Annotated in this window: 32 protein-coding genes; 21 read left to right on the top strand and 11 right to left on the bottom strand. The window is 68.7% G+C overall.

The window, feature by feature from the left end; translation table 11 throughout:
• Positions 1-27 precede the first annotated feature (27 nt).
• The 17 genes from IM787_RS10540 to IM787_RS10460 all read left to right on the top strand — a co-directional run bounded on the left by IM787_RS10540 (position 28) and on the right by IM787_RS10460 (position 8,426).
• Positions 28-285 (top strand): DUF1272 domain-containing protein, encoded by a 258-nt coding sequence (locus IM787_RS10540; RefSeq protein WP_193676624.1) that lies wholly within the window; start codon positions 28-30, stop codon positions 283-285.
• A gap of 107 nt (positions 286-392) precedes the next feature.
• Positions 393-851 carry a DUF695 domain-containing protein gene (locus IM787_RS10535; protein ID WP_193676623.1) on the top strand — a complete coding sequence of 153 codons (459 nt, stop codon included), beginning with the start codon at positions 393-395 and terminating at the stop codon, positions 849-851.
• Between the two features lie 49 nt (positions 852-900).
• Complete coding sequence (locus IM787_RS10530; protein WP_193676622.1) at positions 901-1,527, top strand: glycine-rich domain-containing protein; 627 nt, start codon at positions 901-903, stop codon at positions 1,525-1,527.
• A 33-nt stretch (positions 1,528-1,560) separates the two neighbouring features.
• A complete protein-coding gene (locus IM787_RS10525; protein ID WP_193676621.1) occupies positions 1,561-2,106 on the top strand; it encodes a hypothetical protein in 546 nt (181 codons plus the stop codon).
• Positions 2,107-2,289: 183 nt separating this feature from the next.
• Positions 2,290-2,499 carry a DUF4287 domain-containing protein gene (locus tag IM787_RS10520; protein ID WP_193676620.1) on the top strand — a complete coding sequence of 70 codons (210 nt, stop codon included), beginning with the start codon at positions 2,290-2,292 and terminating at the stop codon, positions 2,497-2,499.
• 19 nt (positions 2,500-2,518) lie between these two features.
• Positions 2,519-3,076 carry a dihydrofolate reductase family protein gene (locus IM787_RS10515; protein ID WP_193676619.1) on the top strand — a complete coding sequence of 186 codons (558 nt, stop codon included), beginning with the start codon at positions 2,519-2,521 and terminating at the stop codon, positions 3,074-3,076.
• A 59-nt stretch (positions 3,077-3,135) separates the two neighbouring features.
• Positions 3,136-3,495: an iron chaperone gene (locus tag IM787_RS10510; protein ID WP_193676618.1), complete on the top strand. Its 360-nt coding sequence runs from the start codon at positions 3,136-3,138 to the stop codon at positions 3,493-3,495.
• Between the two features lie 29 nt (positions 3,496-3,524).
• Positions 3,525-3,956 carry a DUF1579 family protein gene (locus IM787_RS10505; RefSeq protein ID WP_193676617.1) on the top strand — a complete coding sequence of 144 codons (432 nt, stop codon included), beginning with the start codon at positions 3,525-3,527 and terminating at the stop codon, positions 3,954-3,956.
• A 138-nt stretch (positions 3,957-4,094) separates the two neighbouring features.
• Positions 4,095-4,484 (top strand): VOC family protein, encoded by a 390-nt coding sequence (locus tag IM787_RS10500; RefSeq protein WP_193676616.1) that lies wholly within the window; start codon positions 4,095-4,097, stop codon positions 4,482-4,484.
• 4 nt (positions 4,485-4,488) lie between these two features.
• Positions 4,489-4,776 (top strand): hypothetical protein, encoded by a 288-nt coding sequence (locus tag IM787_RS10495; RefSeq protein WP_193676615.1) that lies wholly within the window; start codon positions 4,489-4,491, stop codon positions 4,774-4,776.
• A gap of 43 nt (positions 4,777-4,819) precedes the next feature.
• Positions 4,820-5,206, top strand: a complete 387-nt coding sequence (locus tag IM787_RS10490; RefSeq protein ID WP_193676614.1) for a tautomerase family protein — start codon at positions 4,820-4,822, stop codon at positions 5,204-5,206.
• A 43-nt stretch (positions 5,207-5,249) separates the two neighbouring features.
• Positions 5,250-5,741 carry a GNAT family N-acetyltransferase gene (locus tag IM787_RS10485; protein WP_193677103.1) on the top strand — a complete coding sequence of 164 codons (492 nt, stop codon included), beginning with the start codon at positions 5,250-5,252 and terminating at the stop codon, positions 5,739-5,741.
• Positions 5,738-6,283 (top strand): DUF4256 domain-containing protein, encoded by a 546-nt coding sequence (locus tag IM787_RS10480; RefSeq protein WP_193676613.1) that lies wholly within the window; start codon positions 5,738-5,740, stop codon positions 6,281-6,283. The genes IM787_RS10485 and IM787_RS10480 overlap by 4 nt, the downstream gene beginning before the upstream one ends.
• Positions 6,280-6,729 carry a DUF1801 domain-containing protein gene (locus IM787_RS10475; protein ID WP_227494263.1) on the top strand — a complete coding sequence of 150 codons (450 nt, stop codon included), beginning with the start codon at positions 6,280-6,282 and terminating at the stop codon, positions 6,727-6,729. Before IM787_RS10480 ends, IM787_RS10475 begins: the two co-directional genes overlap by 4 nt.
• Positions 6,726-7,520, top strand: a complete 795-nt coding sequence (locus IM787_RS10470) for an ornithine carbamoyltransferase (protein WP_193676612.1) — start codon at positions 6,726-6,728, stop codon at positions 7,518-7,520. The genes IM787_RS10475 and IM787_RS10470 overlap by 4 nt, the downstream gene beginning before the upstream one ends.
• A 32-nt stretch (positions 7,521-7,552) precedes the next feature.
• Complete coding sequence (locus IM787_RS10465) at positions 7,553-8,023, top strand: group II truncated hemoglobin (protein WP_193676611.1); 471 nt, start codon at positions 7,553-7,555, stop codon at positions 8,021-8,023.
• Positions 8,024-8,048: 25 nt separating this feature from the next.
• On the top strand, positions 8,049-8,426 hold the full coding sequence (locus tag IM787_RS10460) for a VOC family protein (protein WP_193676610.1): 378 nt from the start codon (positions 8,049-8,051) through the stop codon (positions 8,424-8,426).
• A 126-nt stretch (positions 8,427-8,552) separates the two neighbouring features.
• Here IM787_RS10460 and IM787_RS10455 read toward each other — a convergent pair whose 3' ends face one another.
• From IM787_RS10455 to IM787_RS10440, 4 genes are all read right to left on the bottom strand, one after another.
• On the bottom strand, positions 8,553-11,711 hold the full coding sequence (locus IM787_RS10455) for an efflux RND transporter permease subunit (protein WP_193676609.1): 3,159 nt from the start codon (positions 11,709-11,711) through the stop codon (positions 8,553-8,555).
• Between the two features lie 19 nt (positions 11,712-11,730).
• Positions 11,731-13,038 (bottom strand): efflux RND transporter periplasmic adaptor subunit, encoded by a 1,308-nt coding sequence (locus tag IM787_RS10450; protein ID WP_193676608.1) that lies wholly within the window; start codon positions 13,036-13,038, stop codon positions 11,731-11,733.
• A gap of 179 nt (positions 13,039-13,217) precedes the next feature.
• Positions 13,218-13,664, bottom strand: a complete 447-nt coding sequence (gene rnhA / locus IM787_RS10445) for a ribonuclease HI (protein WP_193676607.1) — start codon at positions 13,662-13,664, stop codon at positions 13,218-13,220.
• Positions 13,661-14,446, bottom strand: coding sequence for a class I SAM-dependent methyltransferase (locus IM787_RS10440; RefSeq protein WP_227494262.1), 786 nt, complete (start codon positions 14,444-14,446; stop codon positions 13,661-13,663). The genes rnhA and IM787_RS10440 overlap by 4 nt, the downstream gene beginning before the upstream one ends.
• Here IM787_RS10440 and gloB point away from each other — a divergent pair.
• The 4 genes from gloB (at position 14,445) to IM787_RS10420 (ending at position 18,031) form a co-directional block, all read left to right on the top strand.
• A complete protein-coding gene (gene gloB / locus IM787_RS10435; protein ID WP_193676606.1) occupies positions 14,445-15,221 on the top strand; it encodes a hydroxyacylglutathione hydrolase in 777 nt (258 codons plus the stop codon). The two genes, IM787_RS10440 and gloB, sit on opposite strands and share 2 nt — an antisense overlap.
• On the top strand, positions 15,218-16,729 hold the full coding sequence (locus tag IM787_RS10430; RefSeq protein WP_193676605.1) for a transglycosylase SLT domain-containing protein: 1,512 nt from the start codon (positions 15,218-15,220) through the stop codon (positions 16,727-16,729). Before gloB ends, IM787_RS10430 begins: the two co-directional genes overlap by 4 nt.
• A 166-nt stretch (positions 16,730-16,895) precedes the next feature.
• Entirely contained in the window at positions 16,896-17,426 is a 531-nt protein-coding gene (locus IM787_RS10425; protein WP_193676604.1) for a YXWGXW repeat-containing protein, read from the top strand.
• A 155-nt stretch (positions 17,427-17,581) separates the two neighbouring features.
• Entirely contained in the window at positions 17,582-18,031 is a 450-nt protein-coding gene (locus tag IM787_RS10420) for a hypothetical protein (RefSeq protein ID WP_193676603.1), read from the top strand.
• 46 nt (positions 18,032-18,077) lie between these two features.
• Here the strand turns inward: IM787_RS10420 and IM787_RS10415 are convergent, their stop codons facing one another.
• The 7 genes from IM787_RS10415 to dnaX form a co-directional block, all read right to left on the bottom strand.
• The gene (locus tag IM787_RS10415; protein ID WP_193676602.1) at positions 18,078-18,917 is read right to left on the bottom strand and encodes an ABC transporter permease; all 840 of its coding nucleotides are present in this window, start codon (positions 18,915-18,917) and stop codon (positions 18,078-18,080) included.
• Positions 18,914-19,729: an ABC transporter ATP-binding protein gene (locus tag IM787_RS10410; protein ID WP_193677100.1), complete on the bottom strand. Its 816-nt coding sequence runs from the start codon at positions 19,727-19,729 to the stop codon at positions 18,914-18,916. The genes IM787_RS10415 and IM787_RS10410 overlap by 4 nt, the downstream gene beginning before the upstream one ends.
• Before the next feature lie 8 nt (positions 19,730-19,737).
• On the bottom strand, positions 19,738-20,772 hold the full coding sequence (locus IM787_RS10405) for an ABC transporter substrate-binding protein (RefSeq protein WP_193676601.1): 1,035 nt from the start codon (positions 20,770-20,772) through the stop codon (positions 19,738-19,740).
• A 119-nt stretch (positions 20,773-20,891) separates the two neighbouring features.
• On the bottom strand, positions 20,892-21,311 hold the full coding sequence (locus tag IM787_RS10400; RefSeq protein WP_193676600.1) for an MAPEG family protein: 420 nt from the start codon (positions 21,309-21,311) through the stop codon (positions 20,892-20,894).
• Positions 21,308-21,901 carry a recombination mediator RecR gene (recR, locus tag IM787_RS10395; protein WP_193676599.1) on the bottom strand — a complete coding sequence of 198 codons (594 nt, stop codon included), beginning with the start codon at positions 21,899-21,901 and terminating at the stop codon, positions 21,308-21,310. Before recR ends, IM787_RS10400 begins: the two co-directional genes overlap by 4 nt.
• A 9-nt stretch (positions 21,902-21,910) precedes the next feature.
• Positions 21,911-22,234, bottom strand: coding sequence for a YbaB/EbfC family nucleoid-associated protein (locus IM787_RS10390; protein ID WP_193676598.1), 324 nt, complete (start codon positions 22,232-22,234; stop codon positions 21,911-21,913).
• Positions 22,235-22,245: 11 nt separating this feature from the next.
• Positions 22,246-24,090, bottom strand: coding sequence for a DNA polymerase III subunit gamma/tau (gene dnaX, locus IM787_RS10385; protein ID WP_193676597.1), 1,845 nt, complete (start codon positions 24,088-24,090; stop codon positions 22,246-22,248).
• Positions 24,091-24,145 lie beyond the last annotated feature (55 nt).

Raw genomic sequence — 24,145 nt, 5'->3', positions numbered from 1 at the left:
CCGCCAGCATCCCACAGGAACCCTTCCATGCTCCAACTGCGCCCCAACTGCGAATGCTGCGACCGCGACCTTCCGCCGGAGTCCGCGGACGCGCGCATCTGCTCGTTCGAATGCACCTTCTGCACGGACTGCGCAAGCTCGGTGCTGCACGGGAAGTGCCCGAACTGCGGCGGCGAGCTGGTGGCGCGCCCACGGCGGCCCGCGGCGAAACTGGAGAGATTCCCGGCGTCGGCGGAACGTGTCCTCAAGGCACAGGGATGCGCGGAGCTCCGCGAGCCCGCATGAAGCTGCCCGCTCGCCCTGCTCCACCTCGTCCCGGTCGTTCTCCTGCACGGCCTGCCCTGGCGATTCGGTTCACGAGCCGCTGGAGCGCCTTCCTCCTCATCGTGGCAATGGCTCTCCCCACCCCCGCATCCGCATCCCCCTCCGACGTCGTCACCTGGGCCACCGCCACGTCGAGGCACAAGACCCTGGATCGCGCCATCGTTTTCCGCTTTGCCAAGGACTTCCGTCCCGGCTTCCGGCGTGCCGACCTTCCCCACCGCGCGATCGTGATGTGGCGTTACACATCCGACTCGGGAATGCCCGGCGCGAGCGAGCGCGAGGACATGGACCGGCTGGAGGACCTTCTCGCGCCGCTCGTCGAACGTCCGGGCGTGGCGCTGCTGGCGTTGGTGTCGACCGGTGAGAACCTGCGCGAATGGATCTTCTATGCCCGGTCCGAAGACCAGTTCATGGAATTGCTGAACATGGCGTTGCGGGACCAGAAGCGCTTTCCGATCGAGATCGACATCGAGCAGGATGCGGAGTGGAGTACCTACGACCGATTTCGGAAGGGCGTGCGGGAGTGACGGCTGACAGGGCCCCGGACGTGAGCTTCCGAGGTGGCCGGCGGATCCAATGACAGTCGGCCTCGACCTGCTGATGGTTGCCCTCGCGGCCATGGGAGCATTCGCCGCCTGGCAATACGTCCGCCGGCGCGACCTGGATCGGGAGCATCACATCCGGTCCTACGTCTTCCCCAGCGGGGTGCTGGAGACTTTCTCCAGATCGTATCCCCAACTGGAACCCAAGGACGTCCAGCTCGCCGCACGCGCACTCCGCCAGTTCTTCCTGGTGCACAAGAGAGCCGGCGGCCAGCTCGTGGCCATGCCGTCCAAGGTGGCGGACGCCCTGTGGCATGCGTTCATCCTCGACACGCGTGCCTATCGCGCGTTCTGCCAGCGCGCGTTCGGAGGCTACTTCCACCACATCCCGGAAGGGTCGGTCATGCGCGCAGCCGACAAGGACCGGATGGCCACGTGGCGCACCTGGCGCCTCGCTTGCCTGGAGGAGAACATCCATCCGCTCAAGGCCACCCGTCTGCCGCTGCTGTTCGCGCTGGATGCCAAGCTGAACACGCCGGGTGCCGTCGTGTACGACCCGTCCAGCTTCAGGAAGCCCGCGTCGGCGGACGGTCGTGGGGGTGGTGGCTGCGGCGGGTCGGGATCCGACAACGGTTGTGGCGGAGGCTGCGGTGGCGACTAGGTCACGTTCACGCTGACTCGGGCGCTAGCGAACATGGGCCTTGCTTCACTCCGTTCCGTCACGCCCCGCAAGGTCCGCCTGCGGGCGGCTTTGATCCTGGCCGCCGTGACCGTTGCATGCTTCGCTTTGCTCGCTCTCGATTTTGGCGTTCACGCAGCCCTCGTGGTCACGGCATTTCTCCTGGCTGCCGGCACGTGGATCGTGTCCATCGCGCAGGCAAGGGAGATTCTGTTCGACTCCGGTCGGAAGACGGTCACGGTTCGGTGGCGGAATGCCGTGCTCGTGCGGCACCAGGTGGAACTGTCCCTGGAGCGGTTTTCGCACGTGGCGTCCTATCATCCTTTCGGAAGGCGCCCGACGATTGTCGTGGCGCTCGTCGAGCGAGCGGGCGACCGCGAGTTGGTGGTCGACGCATTCTCCGCGCAGTACGAAGGTCGCAGGTTCTGGTCGTCCCTCGAGCTCGTCGAAGGCGAGGCGGCGCGCCGGCTTCGCAGGGACGTGTCCACGACGACGGGCCTGCCGGATGGGGGGTACCGAGGCACCGCTGCCGCCCTGCCGCCGAGTGAGCGGCCCACCTGATGGCAGGCGACACAGAGCTCCCGCGACGCCCAACGTGCGGTCCACACCACCGGCGCAGGAATGCGTACCAGGGCATGTCGATTCCGGTGGCCTTCGTTCGTCGTGGCTGTGGGGCACCCACGGTCGCGCGGCGACTGCACCGTCGCCCCACAGCATCAGTCAGCCGCGCGTTCGAGGTTCAACATGGAAAAATCGCAGAAGGTCCAGGGTCCCGCTTCCTACTTCCCTTCCATCGAGAAGAAGTACGGGCATCCTGTCGAGCACTGGTTCGGCGTCCTGCAAGGCGCCGGCAACCTCAAGCATATGGAGTTGGTGGCCTTGCTCAAGTCAGAGCACGGCCTGGGCCATGGCCATGCCAACGCACTCGTCGCGTACCACTTGTCTCCCCGCTAGCCGGTTGGACTACGACACCATGGGACGCCTCACCTTCTGCCTCAACGTCACCCTGGACGGCTGCGTCGACCACCAGGAGGGCATCGCCGACGACGAGACGCACGCCTTCTTCACCCGCCTCATGGACGAGCACGGCGCCATGCTGTGGGGCCGTGTCACCTACGAGATGATGGAAAGCCATTGGCCCGCGGTCGCCCGTGGCGAGGTGGAGGCACCGCCCGCCCTTCGCGAGTGGGCGATCAAGCTGGAGGCCAAGCCGAAGTACGTCGTGTCCTCGACGCGGAAGGACTTTCCGTGGACCCACAGCCACCACGTTGCGGGCGACCTGCGCGCGGGCATCCAGAAGCTCAAGGACGCGACGCCCGGCGGCATCCTCCTCGGCAGCGGCAAGCTCGCCACCGAGCTCGACCGGCTGGACCTGATCGACGAGTACATCTTTCTCGTCCATCCCAGGATCGCCGGCCACGGGCCGATCCTGTACGAGGGCGGCTTGCCCGCCACGCGGCGGCTCGCGCTGGTCTCGGCGAAGCCGCTTCGCTGCGGCGCGGTCGTGATGCACTACAGGCAGGCACGCTGACGCCCCGTCGTGCGGGCGAGAATCGCGAAATCCTGCAGGTCTTCACGGGAGCTCCAGCCATGGCCACGATCGCCGACCACGACGCCTATCTTGCCGCCGCGCCCGAACCGTTTCGCCCCGAGCTGGAACGGCTGCGCGCGGTGCTGTCGCGTGCCCTGCCGGAAGCGGAGGAAATCGTGGCGTACAACATGCCCGGGTTCGCAATCGGCGGCCAGGTCGTCGCGAGCTATGCCGCCTTCAGCAAGCAGTGCGGGCTCTATTTCCGTCCGGGCGCCATCGCGCGCTTCGCCGATGAGATCGCGGCCGCCGGGCTGAAGGCGACGAAGACCGGCATCACCTTCTCGCCTTCGAAATCGATCCCGGACGAACTGGTCGAGCAGCTGGCGCGCGCGTCGCGCAAGGACGCCGAAGAAGCCTGACTTCGTCCGCAGTGCTCCAAAGGAGAACCATGGCAGCAAGCCCCATGTCCCGCTTCGAGATCTTCATCGGCACGTGGAACACCACCGGCGAAGTGCTGGCGACCGAAGCCAGCCCGGCCGGCTCCCTGGTCGCCACCGACACCTACCGATGGCTTCCCGGGAAGCACTTCATCGTCCACGAGGTGGATGCCCGCTTCGACGGCAAGCCGGCGCGATCGATGGAAGTGATGGGGTTCGATGCGGCGACGACGGCGTACTTCTCGCGCTCCTACGACGACCAAGGCATGACGGAAGCCTTCGTCCTGGCCCTGGATGGCCGCCGCTGGACCATCCAGGGGAAGACGGTCCGCTTCGAGGGCGCGTTCAACGCGCGGAAAGACCGGCTCACGGGCTTGTGGGAGATCAAGGGAGGCAGGGGGCGATGGCAACCCTGGATCCGCATCGAGCTTTCGCGCGCTTGAAGGGCGGTGAGCGCTGCCCGGCCTCCCTCGACATCGACTCGCGCGGCCGTTTCCAAACCAGCCCGTCCCGGATAGCATTGACGCGCCGCAGGGGCAGCCCCCCGATCGCGGTCGCGTGACCCACCGAGGAGAGCATCCATGCCCGCTGCCAGCCTCACCTACGGCGCCCCCGTCCTGCAGGTCGCCGACCTCGCTCGTTCGGTTGCCCACTACCGCGACTGCCTCGGGTTCGCCGTGGACTTCGACCACGAGGGCTTCTATGCCGGCGTGGCCCGCGACGGCTGCCATGTCCACCTGCGTTGCTCCCCGCACCGCCGGCGGGACCAGCAAGCCTTCGAATCGGCCGAACAACTGGATGCCTGCTTCGGTGTCGCGGACGCGGCGGCCCTTTCGGCGGAATTCGCCGCGGCGGGAGCGAGCATCACGGTCCCCCTGCGCACGATGCCCTATGGCCGCGAGTTCTACGTCCGCGACCCCGACGGCTACATCCTGGGCTTCGTGGAAGCGGCGCAGGCGTCCCGGAGCTGACGCGATGGACGCGATGACCCACGCCGAGAAGCGGCGCGCGCGCTGGGCCTTCCGCGGCTTCGCCCTCCTGGCGATCCTGATCGGCTTCCTGCTCGCCGGTGCCAACTGGTCGGCGCTGCAGCGTCCGGACATTGCCGTCATGTGCCAGCACGAGCAGACCACCTCGCCGCAGTGCAAGCGAACGGGCCTCTACTGGGGCCTGGCGCTGATGGCGCTGGGCTTCCCGCTCCTCCTCGTGCCCGCCGGCTGGCTCAATCGCAACATGCGCAGGTCGCATGGGCCCGACGATTGAGACTCCCGTCAGAACGTTCCCTCCCCGCCCCGCCACCCCTGCCATGCCCATCGTCAAGATCGAAGTCTGCCGTCCCCGTCCTGCCGCGGAAGTCGCGGCCCTCATCGATGCGGTGTATCACGCGCAGCTGGAAGCACTCCAGCTCCCGGAAGACGACAAGCAGATCCGCTACGTCGAACACAAGCCGGAGCACTTCCCCGTCCCGCCGGGCAAGACGGAGAACTACACGTTCGTCGAGTACCAGATGTTCCCGGGACGATCGCTCGATGCCAAGCGGAAGCTTTATCGCGGCATCGTCGAACGCTTCGGCGCCCTGGGCATCCAGCCCAGAGACATCATCATCGTCCTGAACGAGCCGCCTCTCGACAACTGGGGGCTCCGCGGCCTGCCAGCGTCCGAAGTGGACCTGGGCTTCAACCTGAACGTGTGAACGGAAGCACCCTGCGGCAGGCGCATCCGGTGACGCCGCCACGATCGCGGCGCTCGCCACGCAGGTCTTCCTCGACACCTACGCCACCGAGGGCGTGCGGCCAGACCTGGCGCGGGAGGCGTTGCAACAGTACTCCGAAGCGGCCTTCGCGGACCGGCTCGCCGATCCGGGCCGCCGGTTCATTTTGGCCGAAGCGTCAGGCGGTCTCGTCGGCTTCGCCGAAGTCGCGACGGCTGTCACCCAGTCACCTGCGGCAGGGGTTCAGGGCTGCGAACTGATCCGCCTGTACGTCCAGCCGCGGTCGCAGCGCACCGGCGTGGGCTCCGCCTTGCTGTCCGAGGCGGAGAAGCTGGCGACGGGTGCGGGCGCACCGTGCCTGTGGCTCACGGTGTGGGAGGGCAACCTGCGGGCACTGGCGTTCTATGCTCGCCTGGGCTACGCTGACGTGGGGAGCAGCACCCACGCTCTCGAAGGACGGGCGTATGGCAACAGGGTCGTTGCCAGGCGGCTGGCCCACCCCGCGAGGACACCATGAAGACACAGGAACGCCAGGATCTGCTGGGCACCTTGAAGGCCCGCTTCGACAAGAACATGCAGCGCCACAAGGGCTTGGCGTGGGCCGACGTGCAGGCCAGGCTGGAAGCGAAGCCGGCCGCGCTGAAGGCCCTGGCCGCGATGGAAGCGAGCGGCGGCGAACCGGACGTGATCGGCCACGACAGGAAGTCGGGGCAGCTCACCTTCTGCGACTGCTCCCCGGAGAGCCCCGCCGGCCGCCGCAGCCTCTGCTTCGACCGGGCGGCGCTCGATGCGCGCAAGGAGAACAAGCCCAAGGGCAATGCGATGGAAACGGCGGCCGAGATCGGCATCGAGTTGCTGGACGAGGCGCAGTACCGCGCGCTGCAGGAGCTCGGCGAGTTCGACCTCAAGACCTCCAGCTGGATCGCGACGCCGCCGGACATCCGCAAGCTGGGCGGCGCGCTCTTCTGCGACCGGCGGTATGGCAAGGTCTTCGTCTATCACAACGGCGCAGAATCCTATTACGCTGCGCGCGCGTTCCGGGGTGTGCTGAAGGTATGAAGACGATGGGCGAGGTCACGCCCTTCAGGAACGCAGCGGTCGAACGCGTGTTCGCGCAGTACCCGGATGCTGTCCGGGCGGAGATGCTCGCACTGCGCGAACTGGTGTTCCGCACCGCGGCGGAAACGCCGGAGGTCGGCGCGCTCGAGGAAACGCTCAAGTGGGGCGAGCCGGCCTACGTCACCTCCGCCACACGTAGCGGCAGCACCGTGCGGATGGACTGGAAGCCGCGCCATCCGCGGCAGCTCGCGCTGTACTTCAACTGCAAGACGGACCTGGTCGAGACTTTCCGCACCCTGTTCCCGAGGGACTTCGCGTTCGAAGGGAACAGGGCCATCGTCCTCCCCGCCGGAAAGCGGATCCCGAACGACAGCGTGGCGTTCTGCATCGCCGCCTCGCTCACATACCACTTGCGGAAGAAGACCGCTGCCCCGGCCCGCGCATGAAGCTGCTGCGCATCTCCGACCTGCGGGCCGCGGACATCGAAGCGATCTGGTCGCTGGTGGGCGGCGGCGACGCATCCTTGCGCGGCACCATTGCCTGGTCCTTCGAAGGCAACGGCATTCGGACGCGCACGACCTTCATCCAGGCATTTCGCGACCTGGGCCTCGCCTTCACCGAACTGCCGAACCTGCTCAAGACCGACGAGCGCGCCTGCGACCTGGCCGGCTACCTCGACCCCTTCTACGACGCCTACGTGGTGCGCGAGGCCAACCATGCTCGCCTCGCCGAGTTCGCGGCTGCCTCGCGGCGGCCGGTGGTCAATGCCATGTCGTCGCAGGGACATCCCTGCGAAGTCCTGACGGACGCCTTCTACTTGCACACGAGGGTCGCGCCGCTGGAGCGCGCACGCGTCTGCCTCTGGGGACCGACCACGAACGTGCTGCGGTCCTGGCATGAACTGGCGGGCGTCCTCGGGTTTCCGCTGCGCCACGCCTGCGATCGGCGCTTCCACGAGACGCTCGACAAAGTCACCTTCACGGAAGCCGCCATCTTGCCCGCGGACGTGGTGATCACCGACGGATGGCCGCAGGGAGCGGACGACCCGCGGTGGTCGCTGACGGAGGAACACCTGGCGCGGATGGGAAGCCCGATGCTGCTGCCGACGCCGCCCTTCTCCATCGGCCGCGAGCTCGCTTTCGACCCCCTCCGCTACCGCGGTTTCGCCGGCTACGCGCAGAAGCAACTGCTCCTGCCCGTGCACAAGGCGATCCTGCGGCACGTCCTGTCACGTTGATGCCGCCCCGGAGCGAGTAGAGTCCCGCCACCATGCCCGATGCTCCCGTCCCCACGCTCTACGAATGGCTCGGCGGCGACGCCGCGCTGAACCGGCTGACCACGCGCTTCTACGAGCACGTGAAGGCCGACGCCCTGCTCGGGCCGGTGTTCGCGCACATGGACGGCGAGCATCCGGCCCATGTCGCCGCCTTCCTGGGCGAGGTGTTCGGCGGGCCCGCCGCCTACTCGAAACGGCATGGCGGGCACCCGCACATGATCCGGCAGCACCTGAACCGCCATCTCTCGCAGGCGCAGCGCCGGCGCTGGGTGGGACTGCTGCTCGCCACGGCCGACGAACTCGCCATGCCCGACGATCCGGAGTTCCGCTCCGCCCTGGTCGGCTACCTGGAATGGGGCTCCCGCCTGGCGGTGATCAATTCGCAGCCGGGCGCCGTGGCGGAAGAGAACGCGCCCATGCCCAGGTGGGGCTGGGGCGAAGTGAAGGGCCCGTACATTGCTTGAGGGCGCGCCGCCAGGAGACAGGACCATGCGATTCTTCCAGGGCATCAACGTCGTCTCCCTCACGGTACCGGACCTCGCGGCTGCACGCGCGTTCTACGAAACGACGCTCGGCCTCGGCCAGCCGGTCTACGACCTGCCGGATGCGGGCTGGATCGAGTTCAGCACGGGCTCGGACAGCGGCAACCTGTCGATCACGCTGGGCGACAAGGACAAGACGGTGGCGCAGTCCACGACGATCGTGCTGAACACGGCCGACTGCCACGCGACCTGCGCAGCGCTGAAGGCGCGCGGCGTGCGCTGCGACGAGCCGGTCGTGTTCCCCGGCTTCGTCACCTTCTGCAGCTTCTACGACCCGTTCGGGAACAAGCTGCAGATGTGCAGCCCGGCGCCGGCCGCGTCCTGAGTCTCCCGTCATCCCCGCGGCCTCGTCATGCCCGCGAAGGCGGGGATCCAGGGCGCCCCCAAGAAAAAGCGCCGCAGTGCGGCGCTCTCCGAAAGCCCTGGATTCCCGCCTCCGCGGGAATGACGCTCACTTCGCCACCAGCTCGTCGTGGTGCGGCACGGGCACTTCCTTCGCCTCGGCCGTGTTCGCTCCCGGCACCTTGTGCCGCGCGAACACCGAGTACATCGTGGGCACCACGAAGACGGTGAGCAGCGTGCCCAGCGACATGCCGCCCACGATCACCCAGCCGATCTGCTGGCGGCTCTCGGCGCCGGCGCCGCTGGCCAGGGCCAGGGGCAGCGCGCCCAGCACCATGGCGCCGGTCGTCATCAGGATGGGGCGCAGGCGCTGCGAAGCGGCCTTGACGATGGCATCCACGGTCTCCATGCCGTGCTCGCGCAGCTGGTTGGTGAACTCCACGATCAGGATGCCGTGCTTGGTGATCAGCCCCACCAGCGTGATCAGGCCGATCTGCGAATAGACGTTCAGCGACCCGCCCGACCATTTCAGCGCCAGCAGCGCGCCGATCATCGACAGCGGCACCGCCAGCATGATCACCAGCGGGTCGACGAAGCTTTCGAACTGCGCGGCCAGCACCAGGAAGATGAACAGCAGCGCCAGCACGAACACGATGGCCAGCGCGCCCTGCGAGTTGCGGAACTCGCGCGAGGTGCCGTTCAGCTCCGTGGTGTACCCCGGCTTCAGCACCCGGGAGGCCGCTTCGTTCATGTACTGCAGCGCCTCGCCCAGCGAATAGTCCGGCGACAGGTTGGCCGAGATGGTGGCCGAACGGCGCTGGCCGAAGTGGTTCAGCTCGCGCGGGCTGACGCTTTCGCTGATCTTCACCAGCGCCGACAGCGGCACCACGGTGTCGTTGCGGCCGCGCACGTAGATGCTGTCGATGTCCTCCGGCGTGGTGCGGCCGGACGACTGCGTCTGCACGATCACGTCGTACTGCTCGGCGTCGCGCTTGTACCGGGTGACGTTGCGCCCGCCCAGCATCGTTTCGATGGCGCGCGCGACCGTGTCCACCGGCACGCCCAGGTCGGCCGCCTTGGTGCGGTCGATGTCCAGCCGCAGCTCCGGCTTGTTCAGGCGCAGGTCCACGTCGGGCTGCAGGATGCCGGGCTGCTTGGCGATCTCGTCCAGCATCTGGCGCACGACGCGGTTCAGGTTGTCGTAGCTGTCGGACGTCTGGATGACGAAGTTCACCGGCCGGTCGCGGAAGCCCTGCCCCAGCGACGGCGGCGTGATGGGGAAGGCGTTCACGCCCGGCAGCGCGGCCATCTTCGGGCCCAGTTCGCGCGCCAGCTCGATGGTGCTGCGCTTGCGGTCTTCCCAGTCCACGGTGCGGTAGGTCACGTTGCCCTGCGACACGGACGGATTGCCCACGTTGGCGAAGATCCGGTCGAACTCGGGGTACTGCTGCCCCAGGCGTTCCAGCTCGCGTGCGTAGCGGTTGGTGTACTCCAGCGTGGAGCCGTCCGGCGCGGTGATGTTCGAGGAGATCACGCCGCGGTCCTCGATCGGCGAGAGCTCCGAGCGCATGCTCGGGTAGACCAGTGCGATGGCCACGGCGCTCAGCAGCATGGCGCCGATCACGATCCAGCGCGCCTGCAGGAAGATGCGGCGCGCCATGACGCGCGCGCCGGTCTCGCCCGGCGCGGGGCGGTAGCCGGTGCTGACGACCCAGCGCAGCACGCGGCCGTAGCCGTCGGACAGGCGCGTCAGCTGGCGCTCCATGCCGCGGTCGAACCAGTTCGGCTTCGGGTTGTGGCGCAGCAGCTTGGAGCACATCATCGGCGTCAGCGTCAGGGCGACGAAGCCGGACACGACCACGGCGCCGGCGAGCGCCAGCGCGAACTCGATGAACAGCCGGCCGGTGCGCCCGGGCGTGAACGCCAGCGGCGCGTACACCGCCACCAGCGTCAGCGTCATCGTGATCACGGCGAAGCCGATCTCGCGCGCGCCCTTGATGGCGGCCGAGAACGGGTCGAGCCCCTCCTCGATGTGCCGGAAGATGTTCTCCAGCATCACGATGGCGTCGTCCACCACCAGGCCGATCGCGAGCACCAGCGCCAGCAGCGTCAGCGTGTTGATCGAGAAGCCGGCCATCGCCATCAGCGCGAAGGTGCCGACCAGGCTGACCGGGATGGTCACGATGGGGATGATCGACGCGCGGAAGGTGCGCAGGAAGACGAAGATCACCAGCGCCACCAGGATCACGGCCTCCAGGATCGTCTGGTAGACGTTCTTGATCGAGCGGTCGATGAACACCGAGTTGTCGTTGGCGATGTCGATCACCACGTCGCCCGGCAGGTCCTGCTTGAGCTTGGGGATCATCTCGCGCACGCCGCGCGACAGGTCCAGGGGGTTGGCGGTGGCCTGCCGGATGACGCCTGCGGAGATCGCGTCGCGGCCGTTCAGGCGCACCGCGCTGCGCTCGTCGGCGGCGCCCTCCTCCACCCGCGCCACGTCGCGGATCTTCACGGGGTAGCCGTTGACGCTCTTGATGGTGATGTCGGCGAACTGCGCCGGCCGCACCAGGTCGGTCTGCGAGGTCACGCTGAACTCGCGCTGGGTCGATTCGATGCGGCCGCCCGGCAGTTCCAGGTTGCTCTTGCGGATGGCGTCCTCGACGTCCTGCGAGGTGAGGCGGTAGCCGGCCAGCTTCTGCGCGTCCAGCCACACGCGCATGGCGTACTTGCGCTCGCCGTAGATGCGCACGTCGGCGACGCCGGTCACCGTCTGCAGCCGCGGCTTGGCGATGCGGCTGACCATGTCGTTGATCTGCAGCCGCGACATCGTGTCGCTGGAGAAGGTGAGGAAGATGACCGGGAAGGCGTCGGCCTCCACCTTGGCGATCACGGGCTCGTCGACCTCCTGCGGCAGCCGGTTGCGCACCCGCGCCGTGCGGTCGCGCACCTCGGCGGCGGCGGCATCGGGGTCCTTCTCCAGGCGGAAGCGCACCGAGATCTGGCTCTGCTCGGCGCGGCTGATGGAGGTGATCACGTCCACCGCGTCGATGCCGGCGATGGAGTCCTCCAGCGGCTTGGAGATCTGCGACTCGATCACTTCGGCCGAGGCGCCGGGGTAGCGGGTGCTGACGGTGACCACCGGCTCGTCGATCTTCGGGTACTCGCGCACCGAGAGCCGGTCGAAGCTGACGAAGCCCACCAGCACCACCAGCAGCGACAGCACGGTGGCGAAGACGGGACGGCGGATGGAGATCTCGGGCAACTGCATGGAGGCTCCTGGTGCGGTGTCAGCCGCCGCGCAACGGACGGCCGGCCGGGGCGCTGCGGTTGCCGGAAGCACCGGACGCGACCGCGCAGGGGTTGCCGCTGCCGTTCGGCACGACCTCGGTGGCCAGCGCGGCCGGCGGGGCAGCCGCTGGCCCGCCCGCCGGCCCCGCGACAGCCGGGCCGCCGCGGCCGGCGACGTCCAGCACCCGCACCGGCGTGCCGTCCTTCTGGATGCGCTGCTGGCCGGCGGTGACCACCACGTCGCCGGCCTGCAGGCCCTGCGTGATCTCCACCTTGCCGGGCTGGCGCATGCCGACCTTGACCTCGACGCGCTGGGCGATGCGCGTGTCCTGGTCCGGCCCGTCGACCAGCTTGTAGACGAACTGGCGGCCGCCCTGCGGCACGATCGCCTCTTCGGGGATGACCCGCGCGTCCTCGCGCACGCCGAACACCGGCGTGATGCGCGCGAACATGCCGGGGCGCAGCTGCAGGTGGCGGTTGTCGATGCAGCCGCGCACGCCGACCGAGCGGCCGTTGGCATCCACCAGGGGGTCGATCGCCTGGATCAGCGCCGTGTAGCGGCGGCCCGGCAGCGCGTCGACGTCGACCAGCGCGTTCTGGCCGGGACGGACCTTGGTCTGGAAGCGCTCGGGCAGGCGGAAGTCGACGTACAGCGCGTCGAGGTCCTCGATGTTCACGATGTCGGCGCCGTCCTTGAGGTAGTCGCCAACGTTGATGCTGCGGATGCCGGCCACGCCGTCGAAGGGCGCCACGATCTTCAGGCGGGCCAGCGTGGCGCGCGCCAGCGCCAGCTTGGCCTCGGCGACCTGCAGGTTGGCGGCGCTCTCGTCCACCGCGCGCTGGGCGATGAACTTCTCTTCCACCAGCTCCTGGTTGCGCCTGTGGTTGGCGCGGGCGATGGAGACCTCGGCTTCGGCCTGCTTGACCTGCGCCATCGGCAGCTGGTCGTCCAGCTGCACCAGCAGCTGGCCGCGCCGCACGCGGTCGGCGTCGCGGAAGTTGATCTGCGTGACGCGCCCGGAGACCTCGGGGCGCAGCATCACGCTCTGGCGGGAACGCAGGCTGCCCACGGCCTGCGCGTCGTCGGTGATGCGCAGCGTCTCGACGCGTGCGACTTCGACGGCGGGCGGACGGCCCGCCCCGCCACCGGCGGCCGGCGTGCCCGTGGCACCGCGCTGGGCCGCGGTGGCCGCGTTCGCCGACGGGTCCTTGGGACCCTGCGGCTTCTGCTGGAACCACCAGGCCGCACCGGACGCGGCGACGATGCCGACGGCGGCGACCGCGGTGTAGAGGGACTTGGCTGCCATGAAAAGCTGATCCGTGGAAAGTGCCCGCCGGCCGCGTCGTCGCGGCCAAACGTTGCAATGTAACAGCAGGTGTGCGCCACCGCATCCGCAGTGACCACAGGGTGACGCGAACGAAAGACCGCAGCAGCGGGCCTTTTACCACTGCTTTACCGCCCCGGGGAGCCGATGCAAGGTCCGTGCTAGCGGCGCTGGATGCTCTCGACCCCGAGATTGGCCAGCGCGTCGGCCCGTTCGTTGCCCGGGTCCCCGTTGTGGCCGCGCACCCAGCGCCAGTCCACCACGTGCCCGCCCTGCAGGAGCAGATCATCGAGACGCTTCCACAGTTCCACGTTTTTCACCGGCTGCTTGCTGGCGGTCTTCCAGCCCTTGGCCTTCCAGCCGGGCAGCCACTCGGTGATGCCTTTCAGCACGTACTGGCTATCGAGGTAGAGCGTGACGGCACAGGGGCGCTTGAGGGCCTCCAGGGCCTGGATCACGGCCATCAGCTCCATCCGGTTGTTGGTGGTGCTCGGTTCGCCGCCGAACAGCTCTTTCTGCGTGGTGCCGGAGCGCAGGAGCACGCCCCAGCCGCCCGGACCGGGGTTGCCCTTGCAAGCCCCGTCGGTGTAGATCTCGACCTGGTTCATTCAGTCAGTGTCAGTTCGCGGGCCTTCCGGCTGCGATTGGCGATGGGGACGGGCGCGGTGGCCACGCGCTTGGACTTCTTCCAGGCCGGCGCGATCAGCCGGGCGCCGCGCACGCGCTTGACGGCGACGATGAAGTAGACGGCGCCGAAGATCGGCCAGCTGCGCTCGCCCACGGCGTCCATCCAGGCGAAGCGTCCGAGCCACTTCTCGGTGGACAGTGCCGGGCGGTAGCAGCCGAAGGTGCTGGACTCGACATCGAAATTGAGCAGCCGCAGCCAGTCCCGCAGGCGCCAGTAGCCGATGAACTCCCCGGCATCGGGGAGGTACAGCTCGCCGAAGCCGAGGCTGCGGTACAGGTGCGCGCGCCGCTGGCGCAGGCCCCACAGGCTGGCCGGGTTCAGGCAGCAGATCACCACCTTGCCCTCGGGCACCAGCACGCGCTCGACCTCGCGCAGCGTGGCGTGCGGGTCGAGGTTCAGTTCCAGCGAATGCGGCAGCACCACCAGGTCGAGGCTGTTCTCCTCGAACGGCAGGGCGCTGAAGTCGGTGACGATGTCCGGCCGCACCGCGCCCTCGGCCGTGGGCATCTCGCCGAGCGCCAGCCACTTGTGCGGCATGCGGTTGGCCGCGAGCGTGTCCAGGTCCGGCAGCCCGAGTTGCAGCGCGTGGTAGCCGAAGATGTCGCCCACCGCGCGGTCGAACTCGGCCCGCTCCCACGCGAGCAAATACTTGCCCGGCGGGGTTTCGAACCACTGCTGCATTCCTATAATCCCGTCGCTCATGAAGCTGATCCCGCTGCCTGCGTTCCAGGACAACTATCTTTGGCTGCTGCACGATGGACAGCGGGCGCTGGTGGTGGACCCCGGCGATGCCGGACCGGTGCAGGCCTTCCTGGCCGCTCACGGCCTGCAACTCGAGGCGATTCTAGTCACCCACCACCACATGGATCACACGGGCGGCGTCGATGCGCTGCGCGACGCCACCGGCGCCCGCGTGTACGGGCCGGCGCGCGAACGCATCCCGGAGCCGCTCACGCGCCTGGCCGAAGGCGATGCCGTCGAGGTGCTGGGCCTGCGCTTCACGGTGCTGGACGTGCCGGGGCACACGGCCGGCCACATCGCATACCACTGTGAAGACGTCGACGGCACGCCGCTGGTGTTCTGCGGGGACACCCTTTTTTCGGGCGGGTGCGGCCGGCTGTTCGAAGGCACGCCGGCGCAGATGTTCGACTCGCTGGCCAAGCTCGCGGCCCTGCCCGGGGACACCCGTGTGTGCTGCACGCACGAATACACCCTCGGAAACCTGAAATTTGCCACAGCGGTCGAGCCAGGCAACGCCCGGCTGAACCATTACCGGCAACAATGCGAGTCCCGGCGCTCGCATGGCGAGCCCACCCTGCCCTCCACGATCGCGCTGGAGGCGCAAGTGAATCCTTTCCTGCGCACGCGGCAGCCCGCCGTGGCGCAAGCCGCCCACGCGTACCACGACGCGACGGACCCGGCAGACCCGGTCGCGGTTTTCGCGGCCCTGCGCCAATGGAAGAACGAGTTCAGATGAAGAAGTACAAGCTGCTCGCCCTCACCGCCCTGCTGGCCCTGGCCGGCTGCGCGACCACCATGGGCCCGGCCGGGACGCAGGCCACCGTGCAGGACGGGGAGCGCAAGGCGGCCGAAGCGGCGCCGCCCTCGGTCATTCCCTCGGGCCCGCTGAGCGCGATCCAGCCTTCGGAGCTGAGCTCGCAGACGGTGACGTCGCTGCAGCCGCCGCCGGACCTGTGGCAGCGCATCCGCAACGGCTACAAGATGCCGAACCTGGAGAACGACCACGTGCGCCGCCAGGAGCAGTGGTACGCCACCCGGCCGGACTACATCCAGCGCATGACGGACCGCTCGCGCAAGTACCTGTTCCACATCGTCGAGGAACTCGAGCGCCGCAACATGCCGAGCGAACTGGCGCTGCTGCCCTTCATCGAGAGCGCATTCAACCCGCAGGCCGTCTCCAGCGCGCGCGCCGCCGGCATGTGGCAGTTCATGCCCGCGACGGGCAAGGACTTCGACCTGAAGCAGAACTTCTTCCGCGACGACCGCCGCAACGTGCTGGCCTCCACCCGCGCGGCGCTGGACTACCTGCAGCGGCTGCACGGCATGTTCGGCGACTGGCACCTGGCGCTGGCCGCGTACAACTGGGGCGAAGGCAACGTGGGCCGCGCCATCCAGCGCAACCAGCGCGCCGGCCTCGGCACCTCGTACTGGGACCTGAACATGCCCGACGAGACGCGCAACTACGTGCCCAAGCTGCAGGCCGTGAAGAACATCGTGGGCAACCCCGAGCAGTTCCGCGCCGAACTGCCGGCCATCGACAACCACCCGTACTTCCAGTCCGTCACGCTCACGCGCGACATGGACGTGGAACTGGCGGCCAAGCTGGCCGACGTGCCGCTCGACGACTTCAAGGCGCTCAATCCGCAGTTGAACCGCCCGGTCATCCTGGCCGCGGGCACGCCCCAGATCCTGCTGCCCTGGGACAACGCCACGGTCTTCAAGCGCAACTTCGACGCCTACAACGACGGCAAGTACGCCAGCTGGACGGCCTGGAGCGCGCCTTCCACCATGAGCGTGTCCGAGGCGGCGCGCCGCGTCGGCATGAGCGAAGGCGACCTGCGCGCCGTCAACACCATCCCGCCGCGCATGCTGATCAAGTCCGGCTCGGTGCTGATCGTGCCGCGCAAGGGCACGCACGTCGACGTCACCAGCCACCTGGCGGACAACGGCCAGCTGAGCCTGGCCCCGGAGATGGTGACGCGCCGCACCGTGGTCCGCGCCGGCAAGCGCGACACCGTGGCCAGCATCGCGCACCGCTACAAGCTCAGCGCGTCGCAAGTCGCCGACTGGAACGACGTCGGTGCCGCCTCCGTCTTCAAGGCCGGCCAGCAGGTCATCCTGCACCTGCCGGTGCGCGGTTCGGCCCGGACCGGCACCATTCGCGCCCGCGCCGGCTCCCCCGTGCGCGCCGCGACGAAGGCGCCGGTGCGCCGGCCGGTGATCGTGCAGCAGAAGCGCCGCTGAGCCTTCGCACGTAAAGAAATCACGCTGGACGTGTACGGCGCACGTCCAGTTGTGTCCGCCTCCTCTTCACGCAGGACAACTCCCACGGGATTAACGGCTCTGCTCCGATGCGTCGGCCCATAGGGGCCCGCCATAGTCAGAACGTTCCAATCCAAGGAGTAGATGCATGAAAAGCAAAGCAATCATGGGTGCCGTGTTCGCTGCCTCGCTGATGGGCTTCGGTGCTGCCAATGCGCAGTACACGGCCATCGTGTCGGTCGCGCCGCCGGCCCCGCAATACGAAGTCGTGCCCGCTCCGCGCTCCGGCTATGTCTGGGACGCGGGCCACTGGGAATTCCGCGGCAACCAGTACAGCTGGGTGCCGGGCCGCTGGGTGCAGGCCCGCAACGGCTACGACTGGCAGGAGCGCCGCTGGGTGCAGCGCGGCAACGGCGAATGGATGCTGGTGGGCGGCGGCTGGGAACGGCGCGGCCCCATGGGCGACCGTGACGGCGACGGCGTGGCCAATCGCTACGACCGCGACCGCGACGGCGACGGCGTGCCGAACCGCTACGACAACAACCGCGGCGGCAACCGCTTCGGACCCAATGGCGACCTCGACCGCGATGGCATCGCCAACCGCAACGACCGTGACCGCGACGGCGACGGCATCCGCAACGCGCGCGACGCCTTCCCGGACGATCGCCGCCGCAGCTAAGCCAGGCGCAGCCTGAACGACAAGGGCCCTTCGGGGCCCTTTTCCTGTTTCATGCCGGGCAGGACCGGTCCGACCTGCTTAACAGCATGGGGCCGATGCGGTGCGCACGCAGGCTGCCGCACAGTGGACCCATCGACAACTCGAGAGGTACGAACATGAAGAAGACTGTTCTCGGCGCCATGATGGCGGCATCCCTGATGGCTTTCGGCGCCGCCCACGCGCAGCAGCTGCCCCCGCGCGGCGACCTGGACCGCGACGGCATCCAGAACCGCCACGACGGCGATCGTGACGGCGACGGCATCGCCAACCGCAGCGACCCGAACCCGAACCGCTGGAACCCGACGCGCGTCGTGCGGCACGCCAACGACCTGGACCGCGACGGCATCGCCGATCGCGACGACCGTGACCGCGACGGCGACGGCGTGGCCAACGCACGCGACCCCGCGCCGAACAACCGGCTGATCCCGGCGCGCGGCCATGCGCGAGGCGGCCCGAACGGCGACCGCGACGGCGACGGCATCGCCAACCGCGTCGACCGCGACCGCGACGGCGACGGCATCGCCAACGCGCGCGACCGCTTCCCGGACAACTTCCGCCGGGCTTAAGCCTCGCACCTGCCAAAAGCGGCCCTTGGGGCCGCTTTTTCATGGCTCAGAGCTTCTCGGTCTCGCCGGCCTTGGGCTGCCACTTCATCAGCCGCCGCTCGATCTTGCCGACCAATCCGTCGAGCGCGAGCGCGAAAGCCGTCAGCACCACGATGCCGGCGAACACCGTGTTCACGTCGAAGGTGCCTTCCGCCTGCAGGATCAGGTAGCCGACACCGCGGGCGGAGCCGAGGTACTCGCCGACCACCGCGCCGACGAAGGCCAGTCCCACCGACGTGTGCAGGCTGGAGAACACCCAGCTCGTCGCGCTCGGCAGGTACACGGTGCGCAGCAGCTGCTTCTGGTTCGCACCCAGCATCCGCGCATTCGCCAGCACCACCGGGCTGACCTCGCGCACGCCCTGGTAGACGTTGAAGAAGACGATGAAGAACACCAGCGTGACGGCCAGCGCCACCTTGCTCCAGATGCCCAGGCCGAACCACATCGCGAAGATCGGCGCCAGGATCACCCGGGGCATCGAGTTCATGGCCTTGATGTAGGGGTCGAAGATCGCGCTCGCGGTCGGCGCGAGCGCCAGCCACAGTCCGACACCGAGCCCGAGCAGCGTGCCGATGGCGAACGCCAGCACGGTCTCCAGCAGCGTCACGCCCAGGTGCGTGTAGATGTCGGCGCGGCCCGAGAGGCCGTCGGGGAACAGCGCATTGGGTTCGATCGCGATCGGCACGAACCAGGACCAGATGCGCCCGGCCACCTTGATGGGTTCCCCGAGGAAGAAGGCCCATTGCTCGTTGCGCGACACGAGGTGCCAGGTGGCGAGCACCACCACCACCACGGCCAGCTGCCAGGCGCGCAGGTTCCTGTCGTTCGGCGCGAACCGGCTGCTCATGCGGCCTTCTTCAGCTGCTGCGCGTAGCCCTTGAGCACCTCGTCGCGCAGCACCGCCCAGATCTGGCTGTGCAGTTCGACGAAGCGCGGCAGGCTGCGCACCTCCGCCACGTCGCGCGGCCGCGGCAGGTCGATCGCGAACTCGCCGATCGGGTGCGTCCCGGGTCCCGCCGACAGCACCACGACGCGGTCGCTCATGGCGATGGCTTCATCGAGGTCGTGCGTGATGAACAGCACCGCCTTCCGCTTGGCGGCCCAGAGGTCCAGCACCTCGTTCTCCATCAGCTGCCGGGTCTGGATGTCCAGGGCGCTGAAGGGTTCGTCCATGAGGATGATGTCCGGGTCCAGCGCGAGGACCTGCGCCAGCGCCGTGCGCTTGCGCATGCCGCCGGACAGCTGGTGCGGATAGCGGTCGCCGAACTCGCCGAGCCCCACGCGTTCCAGCCAGGCCTGCGCCTGCGCGCGGGCTTCGGCGTCGGGCAGGCCGCGGTACTGCAGGCCGACCATCACGTTGTCGATCGCGCTGCGCCACGGCATCAGCGCGTCGCTCTGGAACATGTAGCCGGCGCGGCGGTTGATGCCCGTGAGCGGCTCGCCGAACACCCGCACCTCGCCGCCGGAGGCCTGCAACAGGCCGGCGCCGACGTTCAGCAGCGTGGACTTGCCGCAGCCCGTGGGCCCCACCACCGAGACGAACTCGCCCGCGCCCACGCGCAGCGTGGTGCGGGCCACGGCGGTGTAGCGCTGGTCCGGCTCCTCGCGGGAGCGGAAGGTGACGGTGATGTCCTGGAGCTCGAGCGCGTCGGGCACCAAAAGATCGCTCACGCCTTGAACTTCTCTTTGGCGCGGCGCGCGAAGTCGTTGGTGTAGGTCTTGCCCAGGTCGATGCGGTCCGGCTTCACCGTCGGCTCGAAGCTGGCCAGCGCCTTCAGCGCGGTCTTCGCGCCTTCGTCGGGCAGCAGGCCGTCGAGCGCGATGGCCTCGCGCACCTTGTTGAAGGACGCGAGGTACAGCGCGCGGTCGCCGAGCAGGTAGCTTTCGGGCACCGTCTTGATGATGTCGCTCGGGCCCGCCGTCTGCAGCCACTTGAGGCCGTGGACGATGGCATTGGCCAGCGCCTGGCAGGTGTTCGGGTTCTTCTGCACGAACTCCAGCGGGGCGTAGAGGCAGGCCGCGGGCATGGGCCCGCCGAAGACCTCCTGCGTGCCCTTGAGGGTGCGCGTGTCGCTGATGATGCGCACCTCGCCCTTCTGCTCCAGCATGGTCATCACCGGGTCGGTGTTGCTCATGGCGTCGATCTGGCCGGACCGCAGCGCGGCCAGAGCGCCGGCGGAAGTGCCCACGCCGATGAAGCTGACGTCGCTGGCCTTCAGGCCCGCGCGCGAGAGCACCAGGTTGGCCACCATGTTGGTCGACGAACCGGGCGCCGAGACACCGATTTTCTTGCCGCGCAGGTCCGCCACCGAGCGGTAGTTGGGCATCGCCTTGGGCGACACGCCCAGCGCGATCTGCGGTGCGCGGCCCTGCAGCACGAAAGACTGGAAGACCTGGTTCTTGCTTTGCAGGTTGATCGTGTGCTCGTAGGCCCCGCTCACCACGTCGGCCGAACCGCCGACGACGGCCTGCAATGCACGCGAGCCGCCCGCGAAATCGGAGATCTCGACGTCCAGGCCCTCGGCCTTGAAGTAACCGAGCTGTTCGGAGATCGTGAGGGGCAGGTAGTAGAACGCGGCCTTGCCGCCGACCGCGATGGCGACCTTGCTCTTCTCCGGCTTGCCCTGGGCGCGCAGCGCGGGCGCGGCCACCGTGGCGGCGGCCAGCAGCGTGAACTGCCGGCGGCTGAGTGTTCTCTTCATGGCGGACCTCTGGACGTCTTCTTCTGTGGACGCCGCAAGGGTAGTGCCGGTGTTGCGCTGCCGCATCGGGACTGTCCCCGTGCGGGTTTCCACGTAACGCGGCGACCTAAGCGCCGGCCCTAGCGCACGGCGATCAGCAGGATGCCGATGTTCACGAGCAGCGCGACGGCCCAGACCGCCGAGCGCACCATCGCCATGCCGCCGACGTACATGGCGATGTAGATGATGCGCAGCGTGACGTAAAGCAGCGCCAGGATGTCCAGCATCGTCTGCGGGGCGCCGAGCTGGTGGGCGATGATCACCGCGCCGATGAAGAAGGGCAGCGATTCGAAGCTGTTGGCCTGGGCGGCGTTCGCACGGGCCTTCCATCCTTCCTGGCGCGCGAGCCAGGCGCGCGGCTCGTTGTTGTCGTAGCCGCCCTGGCTGCGGGGCTTGCCGAAGCCCTGGTACTTGGCCAGCCAGGTGCAGGCGTAGGGCAGCAGCGCGGCCGCGAGCACGCACCAGTAGGCCACCGTGAAGCGCGCGTAAGTCAAGCTCATTTCGTCCTCCTGTCCACCAGCGCGTGCGCGATGGTCCCCAGATCCACATATTCGAGTTCGCTGCCGGCCGGCACGCCGCGCGCCAGCCGGGTCACTTTCAATCCGCGCTGCTTGAGCGCTTCGGCGATCACGTGCGCCGTGGCCTCGCCTTCGGCGGTGAAGTTGGTGGCCAGGATCACCTCCTGCACCTCACCGGTGGTGGCGCGGGCAAAGAGCTTTTCCAGGCCGATGTCCTTGGGGCCGATGCCATCCAGCGGGCTCAGCTTCCCCATCAGCACGAAGTACAGGCCGTTGAAGGCCTGCGTCCGCTCCAGCGCAGCCTGGTCGGCCGGCGTCTCCACCACGCACAACTTGCTGCGGTCCCGCTGCGGGCTGCGGCAGGTGGCGCACACCTCGTCCTCGGTGAAGGTGTGGCACTCGCTGCAGTGGCGCACGCGCGTGGCCGCCTGCTCCAGCGCGCGCGCGAGCACGTGCGCGCCCTCGCGGTCGTGCTGCAGCATGTGGAAGGCCATGCGCGAGGCGGACTTGAGGCCCACCCCGGGCAGGCGCCGCAGCGCCTCGACCAGCGACTGGAGGGAAGGTTCGGCCAAGCGCGCGCTTTAGAAGGGCAGCTTCATGCCCGGGGGAAGACCCGCGGTCAGCTTGCCCATCTTCTCCTGGCTGGTCTCTTCCGCCTTGCGCACCGCGGCGTTGAACGCGGCGGCGACCAGGTCTTCCAGCATGTCCTTGTCCTCGCCGAGCAGGCTCGGGTCGATGGTGACGCGCTTGACGTCGTGCTTGCAGGTCATGACCACCTTCACCAGGCCGGCGCCGGACTCGCCGCTCACCTCGATGGTGGCGAGTTCCTCCTGGGCCTTCTTCAGGTTGTCCTGCATCGCCTGCGCCTGCTTCATCAGGCCGGCCAGCTGTCCCTTGTTGAACATGATGGATCTCTCTACTGTTTTGCGATCGGTTTGATGCTGCCGGGGACGATTTTCGCCCCAAAGTCACGCTGCATCTGCTGCACGAACGGATCGTTCAGGATGATCTGTTCGGCGGCCTGCTGCCGCAGCGCCGCTGCCTGGGCATTGCGGCGCGCGGGACTGTCGGTGATGGGACCCACTTCCACGCTGATCTCGACGGCGTGGCCGGCGGCCTGCAGCGCGGCGCGCAGGCGGTCCCGGCTGGCGGGCTGGTTGAGCGACTCGCGCTCGACGCGCAGCATCCAGTGGCCTTCGTCGCGGCCGACCAGCTGCGCCTGCAGCGCGAGTTCGCGCACCAGTGCCGTGACCGCTTCGCGTTCGACCAGCTGCTGCACCGTCTGCTGCCAGAAGTCGCCTTCCGGCGTGGGCGTGACGCTGGGCACGGCGGCCGCGGCTTCGCGCGCCGGCTCCGGCGGCACGCGCACCGGCACGCCCATGACGTCGCCGGTCGCCCGGTTCGCGGGCTGCGGGCGCAGCGGCTGGCGTGGCTCGACGACGGGGAGCACGTGGCCGGGAGGGGCCGTGGGACGCGCAGCCACGGGAGCTGGCGCCGTGACAGGACGGGCGGGCTGCGCCGGGGCCGGTGCGGGAACCGCCGCAGCGACGGCAGCAGGCGTTGGCGCGGGTGCCGCGGGACGTCGCGCAACCGGCACCACCGCCGGTTGCGGCTCATTCAGAGTTTTTTTTTCCGGCGATGCGACAGGTTCGCCGCGAGCCGCCGAAGGCTTGAACGCCAGCAGCCGCAGCAGCACCATCGTCAACGCCGAGTATTCGTCCGGCGCCAGCCCCAGTTCGGCCCGCCCGTGCAGGCAGATGCTGTAGAGGAGCTGCGTTTCGTCAGCCGGCATCGCGGCCGCGAGGCGCGCAATAGTGGCGCCTTCGTCGTCCGTCGAGTCGGCCGCTTCCGGCACCGCCTGCAGCACGGCCATCCGCTGCAGCACCAGGCTCATTTCCTCCAGCGCCGCGCCGGCGGACAGGCCATGCACCCGCAGTGCTTCGGACGTCTCCACCACCGACTTGCCATCGCCTTGCGCCAGCGCCTCGACCAGGCGGAACACGTGGCTGCGATCGACGCTGCCCAGCATCTGGCGCACGGCGGTTTCCTGCAGCTGGCCGCCGCCGAAGGCGATCGCCTGGTCGGTGAGCGAAAGCGCGTCCCGCATGGAACCGCGCGCGGCACGCGAGAGCAGGCGCAGCGCCTGCGCGTCGGCGGGCACGGCCTCGGCCTCGAGCACGCGCGCCAGGTGTTCCTGCACCGTCTCCGGCGCCATCGGACGCAGGTTGAACTGCAGGCAGCGTGACAGCACGGTCACGGGGACCTTCTGCGGGTCGGTCGTGGCCAGCACGAACTTCAGGTACTCGGGCGGCTCTTCCAGCGTCTTGAGCATCGCATTGAACGCGTGCCCCGTGAGCATGTGCACCTCGTCGATCATGAAGACCTTGAAGCGACCCTGCACCGGCTTGTAGACGGCCTGCTCCAGCAGCGACTGCACCTCGTCGACGCCCCGGTTGGAGGCGGCATCGAGCTCGGTGTAGTCGACGAAGCGGCCACTGTCGATGTCCGTGCAGGCCTGGCAGACGCCGCACGGCGCGGAGGTGATGCCGCCGTTGCCGTCTGCCCCCTGGCAGTTCAGCGACTTGGCCAGGATCCGCGAGACGGTGGTCTTGCCGACGCCGCGCGTGCCGGTGAAGAGGTAGGCATGGTGCAGCCGCTGCTGCTCCAGCGCGTTCGACAGCGCCTGCACCACGTGCTCCTGGCCGACCATCTGCGAGAAGGTCCTGGGCCGGTACTTCCGGGCGAGCACGAGATACGACATGGGCGCCGATTCTAAAGGTGACCCCGCGCGAGCCCGGCCGTGCCCGCGTCGCATA

Origin of the sequence: Ramlibacter pallidus, from assembly GCF_015070875.1 — a bacterium.
Taxonomy (GTDB): domain Bacteria; phylum Pseudomonadota; class Gammaproteobacteria; order Burkholderiales; family Burkholderiaceae_C; genus Ramlibacter; species Ramlibacter pallidus.
This window is presented reverse-complemented; position numbering and strand designations above follow the sequence as displayed.

Excerpts from the sequence above, each read along its gene's own strand:
- IM787_RS10490 (WP_193676614.1), top strand. The coding sequence starts at position 4,820 with ATGCCCATCGTCAAGATCGAAGTCTGCCGTCCCCGTCCTGCCGCGGAA.
- IM787_RS10510 (WP_193676618.1), top strand. The coding sequence starts at position 3,136 with ATGGCCACGATCGCCGACCACGACGCCTATCTTGCCGCCGCGCCCGAA.
- IM787_RS10430 (WP_193676605.1), top strand. The coding sequence starts at position 15,218 with ATGAAGAAGTACAAGCTGCTCGCCCTCACCGCCCTGCTGGCCCTGGCC.
- dnaX (WP_193676597.1), bottom strand. The coding sequence starts at position 24,090 with ATGTCGTATCTCGTGCTCGCCCGGAAGTACCGGCCCAGGACCTTCTCG.
- IM787_RS10530 (WP_193676622.1), top strand. The coding sequence starts at position 901 with ATGACAGTCGGCCTCGACCTGCTGATGGTTGCCCTCGCGGCCATGGGA.
- IM787_RS10450 (WP_193676608.1), bottom strand. The coding sequence starts at position 13,038 with ATGGCAGCCAAGTCCCTCTACACCGCGGTCGCCGCCGTCGGCATCGTC.
- IM787_RS10390 (WP_193676598.1), bottom strand. The coding sequence starts at position 22,234 with ATGTTCAACAAGGGACAGCTGGCCGGCCTGATGAAGCAGGCGCAGGCG.
- IM787_RS10475 (WP_227494263.1), top strand. The coding sequence starts at position 6,280 with ATGAAGACGATGGGCGAGGTCACGCCCTTCAGGAACGCAGCGGTCGAA.
- gloB (WP_193676606.1), top strand. The coding sequence starts at position 14,445 with ATGAAGCTGATCCCGCTGCCTGCGTTCCAGGACAACTATCTTTGGCTG.
- IM787_RS10465 (WP_193676611.1), top strand. The coding sequence starts at position 7,553 with ATGCCCGATGCTCCCGTCCCCACGCTCTACGAATGGCTCGGCGGCGAC.
- IM787_RS10540 (WP_193676624.1), top strand. The coding sequence starts at position 28 with ATGCTCCAACTGCGCCCCAACTGCGAATGCTGCGACCGCGACCTTCCG.
- IM787_RS10505 (WP_193676617.1), top strand. The coding sequence starts at position 3,525 with ATGGCAGCAAGCCCCATGTCCCGCTTCGAGATCTTCATCGGCACGTGG.
- IM787_RS10460 (WP_193676610.1), top strand. The coding sequence starts at position 8,049 with ATGCGATTCTTCCAGGGCATCAACGTCGTCTCCCTCACGGTACCGGAC.
- IM787_RS10470 (WP_193676612.1), top strand. The coding sequence starts at position 6,726 with ATGAAGCTGCTGCGCATCTCCGACCTGCGGGCCGCGGACATCGAAGCG.
- IM787_RS10515 (WP_193676619.1), top strand. The coding sequence starts at position 2,519 with ATGGGACGCCTCACCTTCTGCCTCAACGTCACCCTGGACGGCTGCGTC.
- IM787_RS10425 (WP_193676604.1), top strand. The coding sequence starts at position 16,896 with ATGAAAAGCAAAGCAATCATGGGTGCCGTGTTCGCTGCCTCGCTGATG.
- IM787_RS10405 (WP_193676601.1), bottom strand. The coding sequence starts at position 20,772 with ATGAAGAGAACACTCAGCCGCCGGCAGTTCACGCTGCTGGCCGCCGCC.
- IM787_RS10500 (WP_193676616.1), top strand. The coding sequence starts at position 4,095 with ATGCCCGCTGCCAGCCTCACCTACGGCGCCCCCGTCCTGCAGGTCGCC.
- IM787_RS10400 (WP_193676600.1), bottom strand. The coding sequence starts at position 21,311 with ATGAGCTTGACTTACGCGCGCTTCACGGTGGCCTACTGGTGCGTGCTC.
- rnhA (WP_193676607.1), bottom strand. The coding sequence starts at position 13,664 with ATGAACCAGGTCGAGATCTACACCGACGGGGCTTGCAAGGGCAACCCC.
- IM787_RS10455 (WP_193676609.1), bottom strand. The coding sequence starts at position 11,711 with ATGCAGTTGCCCGAGATCTCCATCCGCCGTCCCGTCTTCGCCACCGTG.
- IM787_RS10420 (WP_193676603.1), top strand. The coding sequence starts at position 17,582 with ATGAAGAAGACTGTTCTCGGCGCCATGATGGCGGCATCCCTGATGGCT.
- IM787_RS10525 (WP_193676621.1), top strand. The coding sequence starts at position 1,561 with ATGGGCCTTGCTTCACTCCGTTCCGTCACGCCCCGCAAGGTCCGCCTG.
- IM787_RS10480 (WP_193676613.1), top strand. The coding sequence starts at position 5,738 with ATGAAGACACAGGAACGCCAGGATCTGCTGGGCACCTTGAAGGCCCGC.
- IM787_RS10495 (WP_193676615.1), top strand. The coding sequence starts at position 4,489 with ATGGACGCGATGACCCACGCCGAGAAGCGGCGCGCGCGCTGGGCCTTC.
- IM787_RS10535 (WP_193676623.1), top strand. The coding sequence starts at position 393 with ATGGCTCTCCCCACCCCCGCATCCGCATCCCCCTCCGACGTCGTCACC.
- IM787_RS10440 (WP_227494262.1), bottom strand. The coding sequence starts at position 14,446 with ATGAGCGACGGGATTATAGGAATGCAGCAGTGGTTCGAAACCCCGCCG.
- IM787_RS10415 (WP_193676602.1), bottom strand. The coding sequence starts at position 18,917 with ATGAGCAGCCGGTTCGCGCCGAACGACAGGAACCTGCGCGCCTGGCAG.
- IM787_RS10520 (WP_193676620.1), top strand. The coding sequence starts at position 2,290 with ATGGAAAAATCGCAGAAGGTCCAGGGTCCCGCTTCCTACTTCCCTTCC.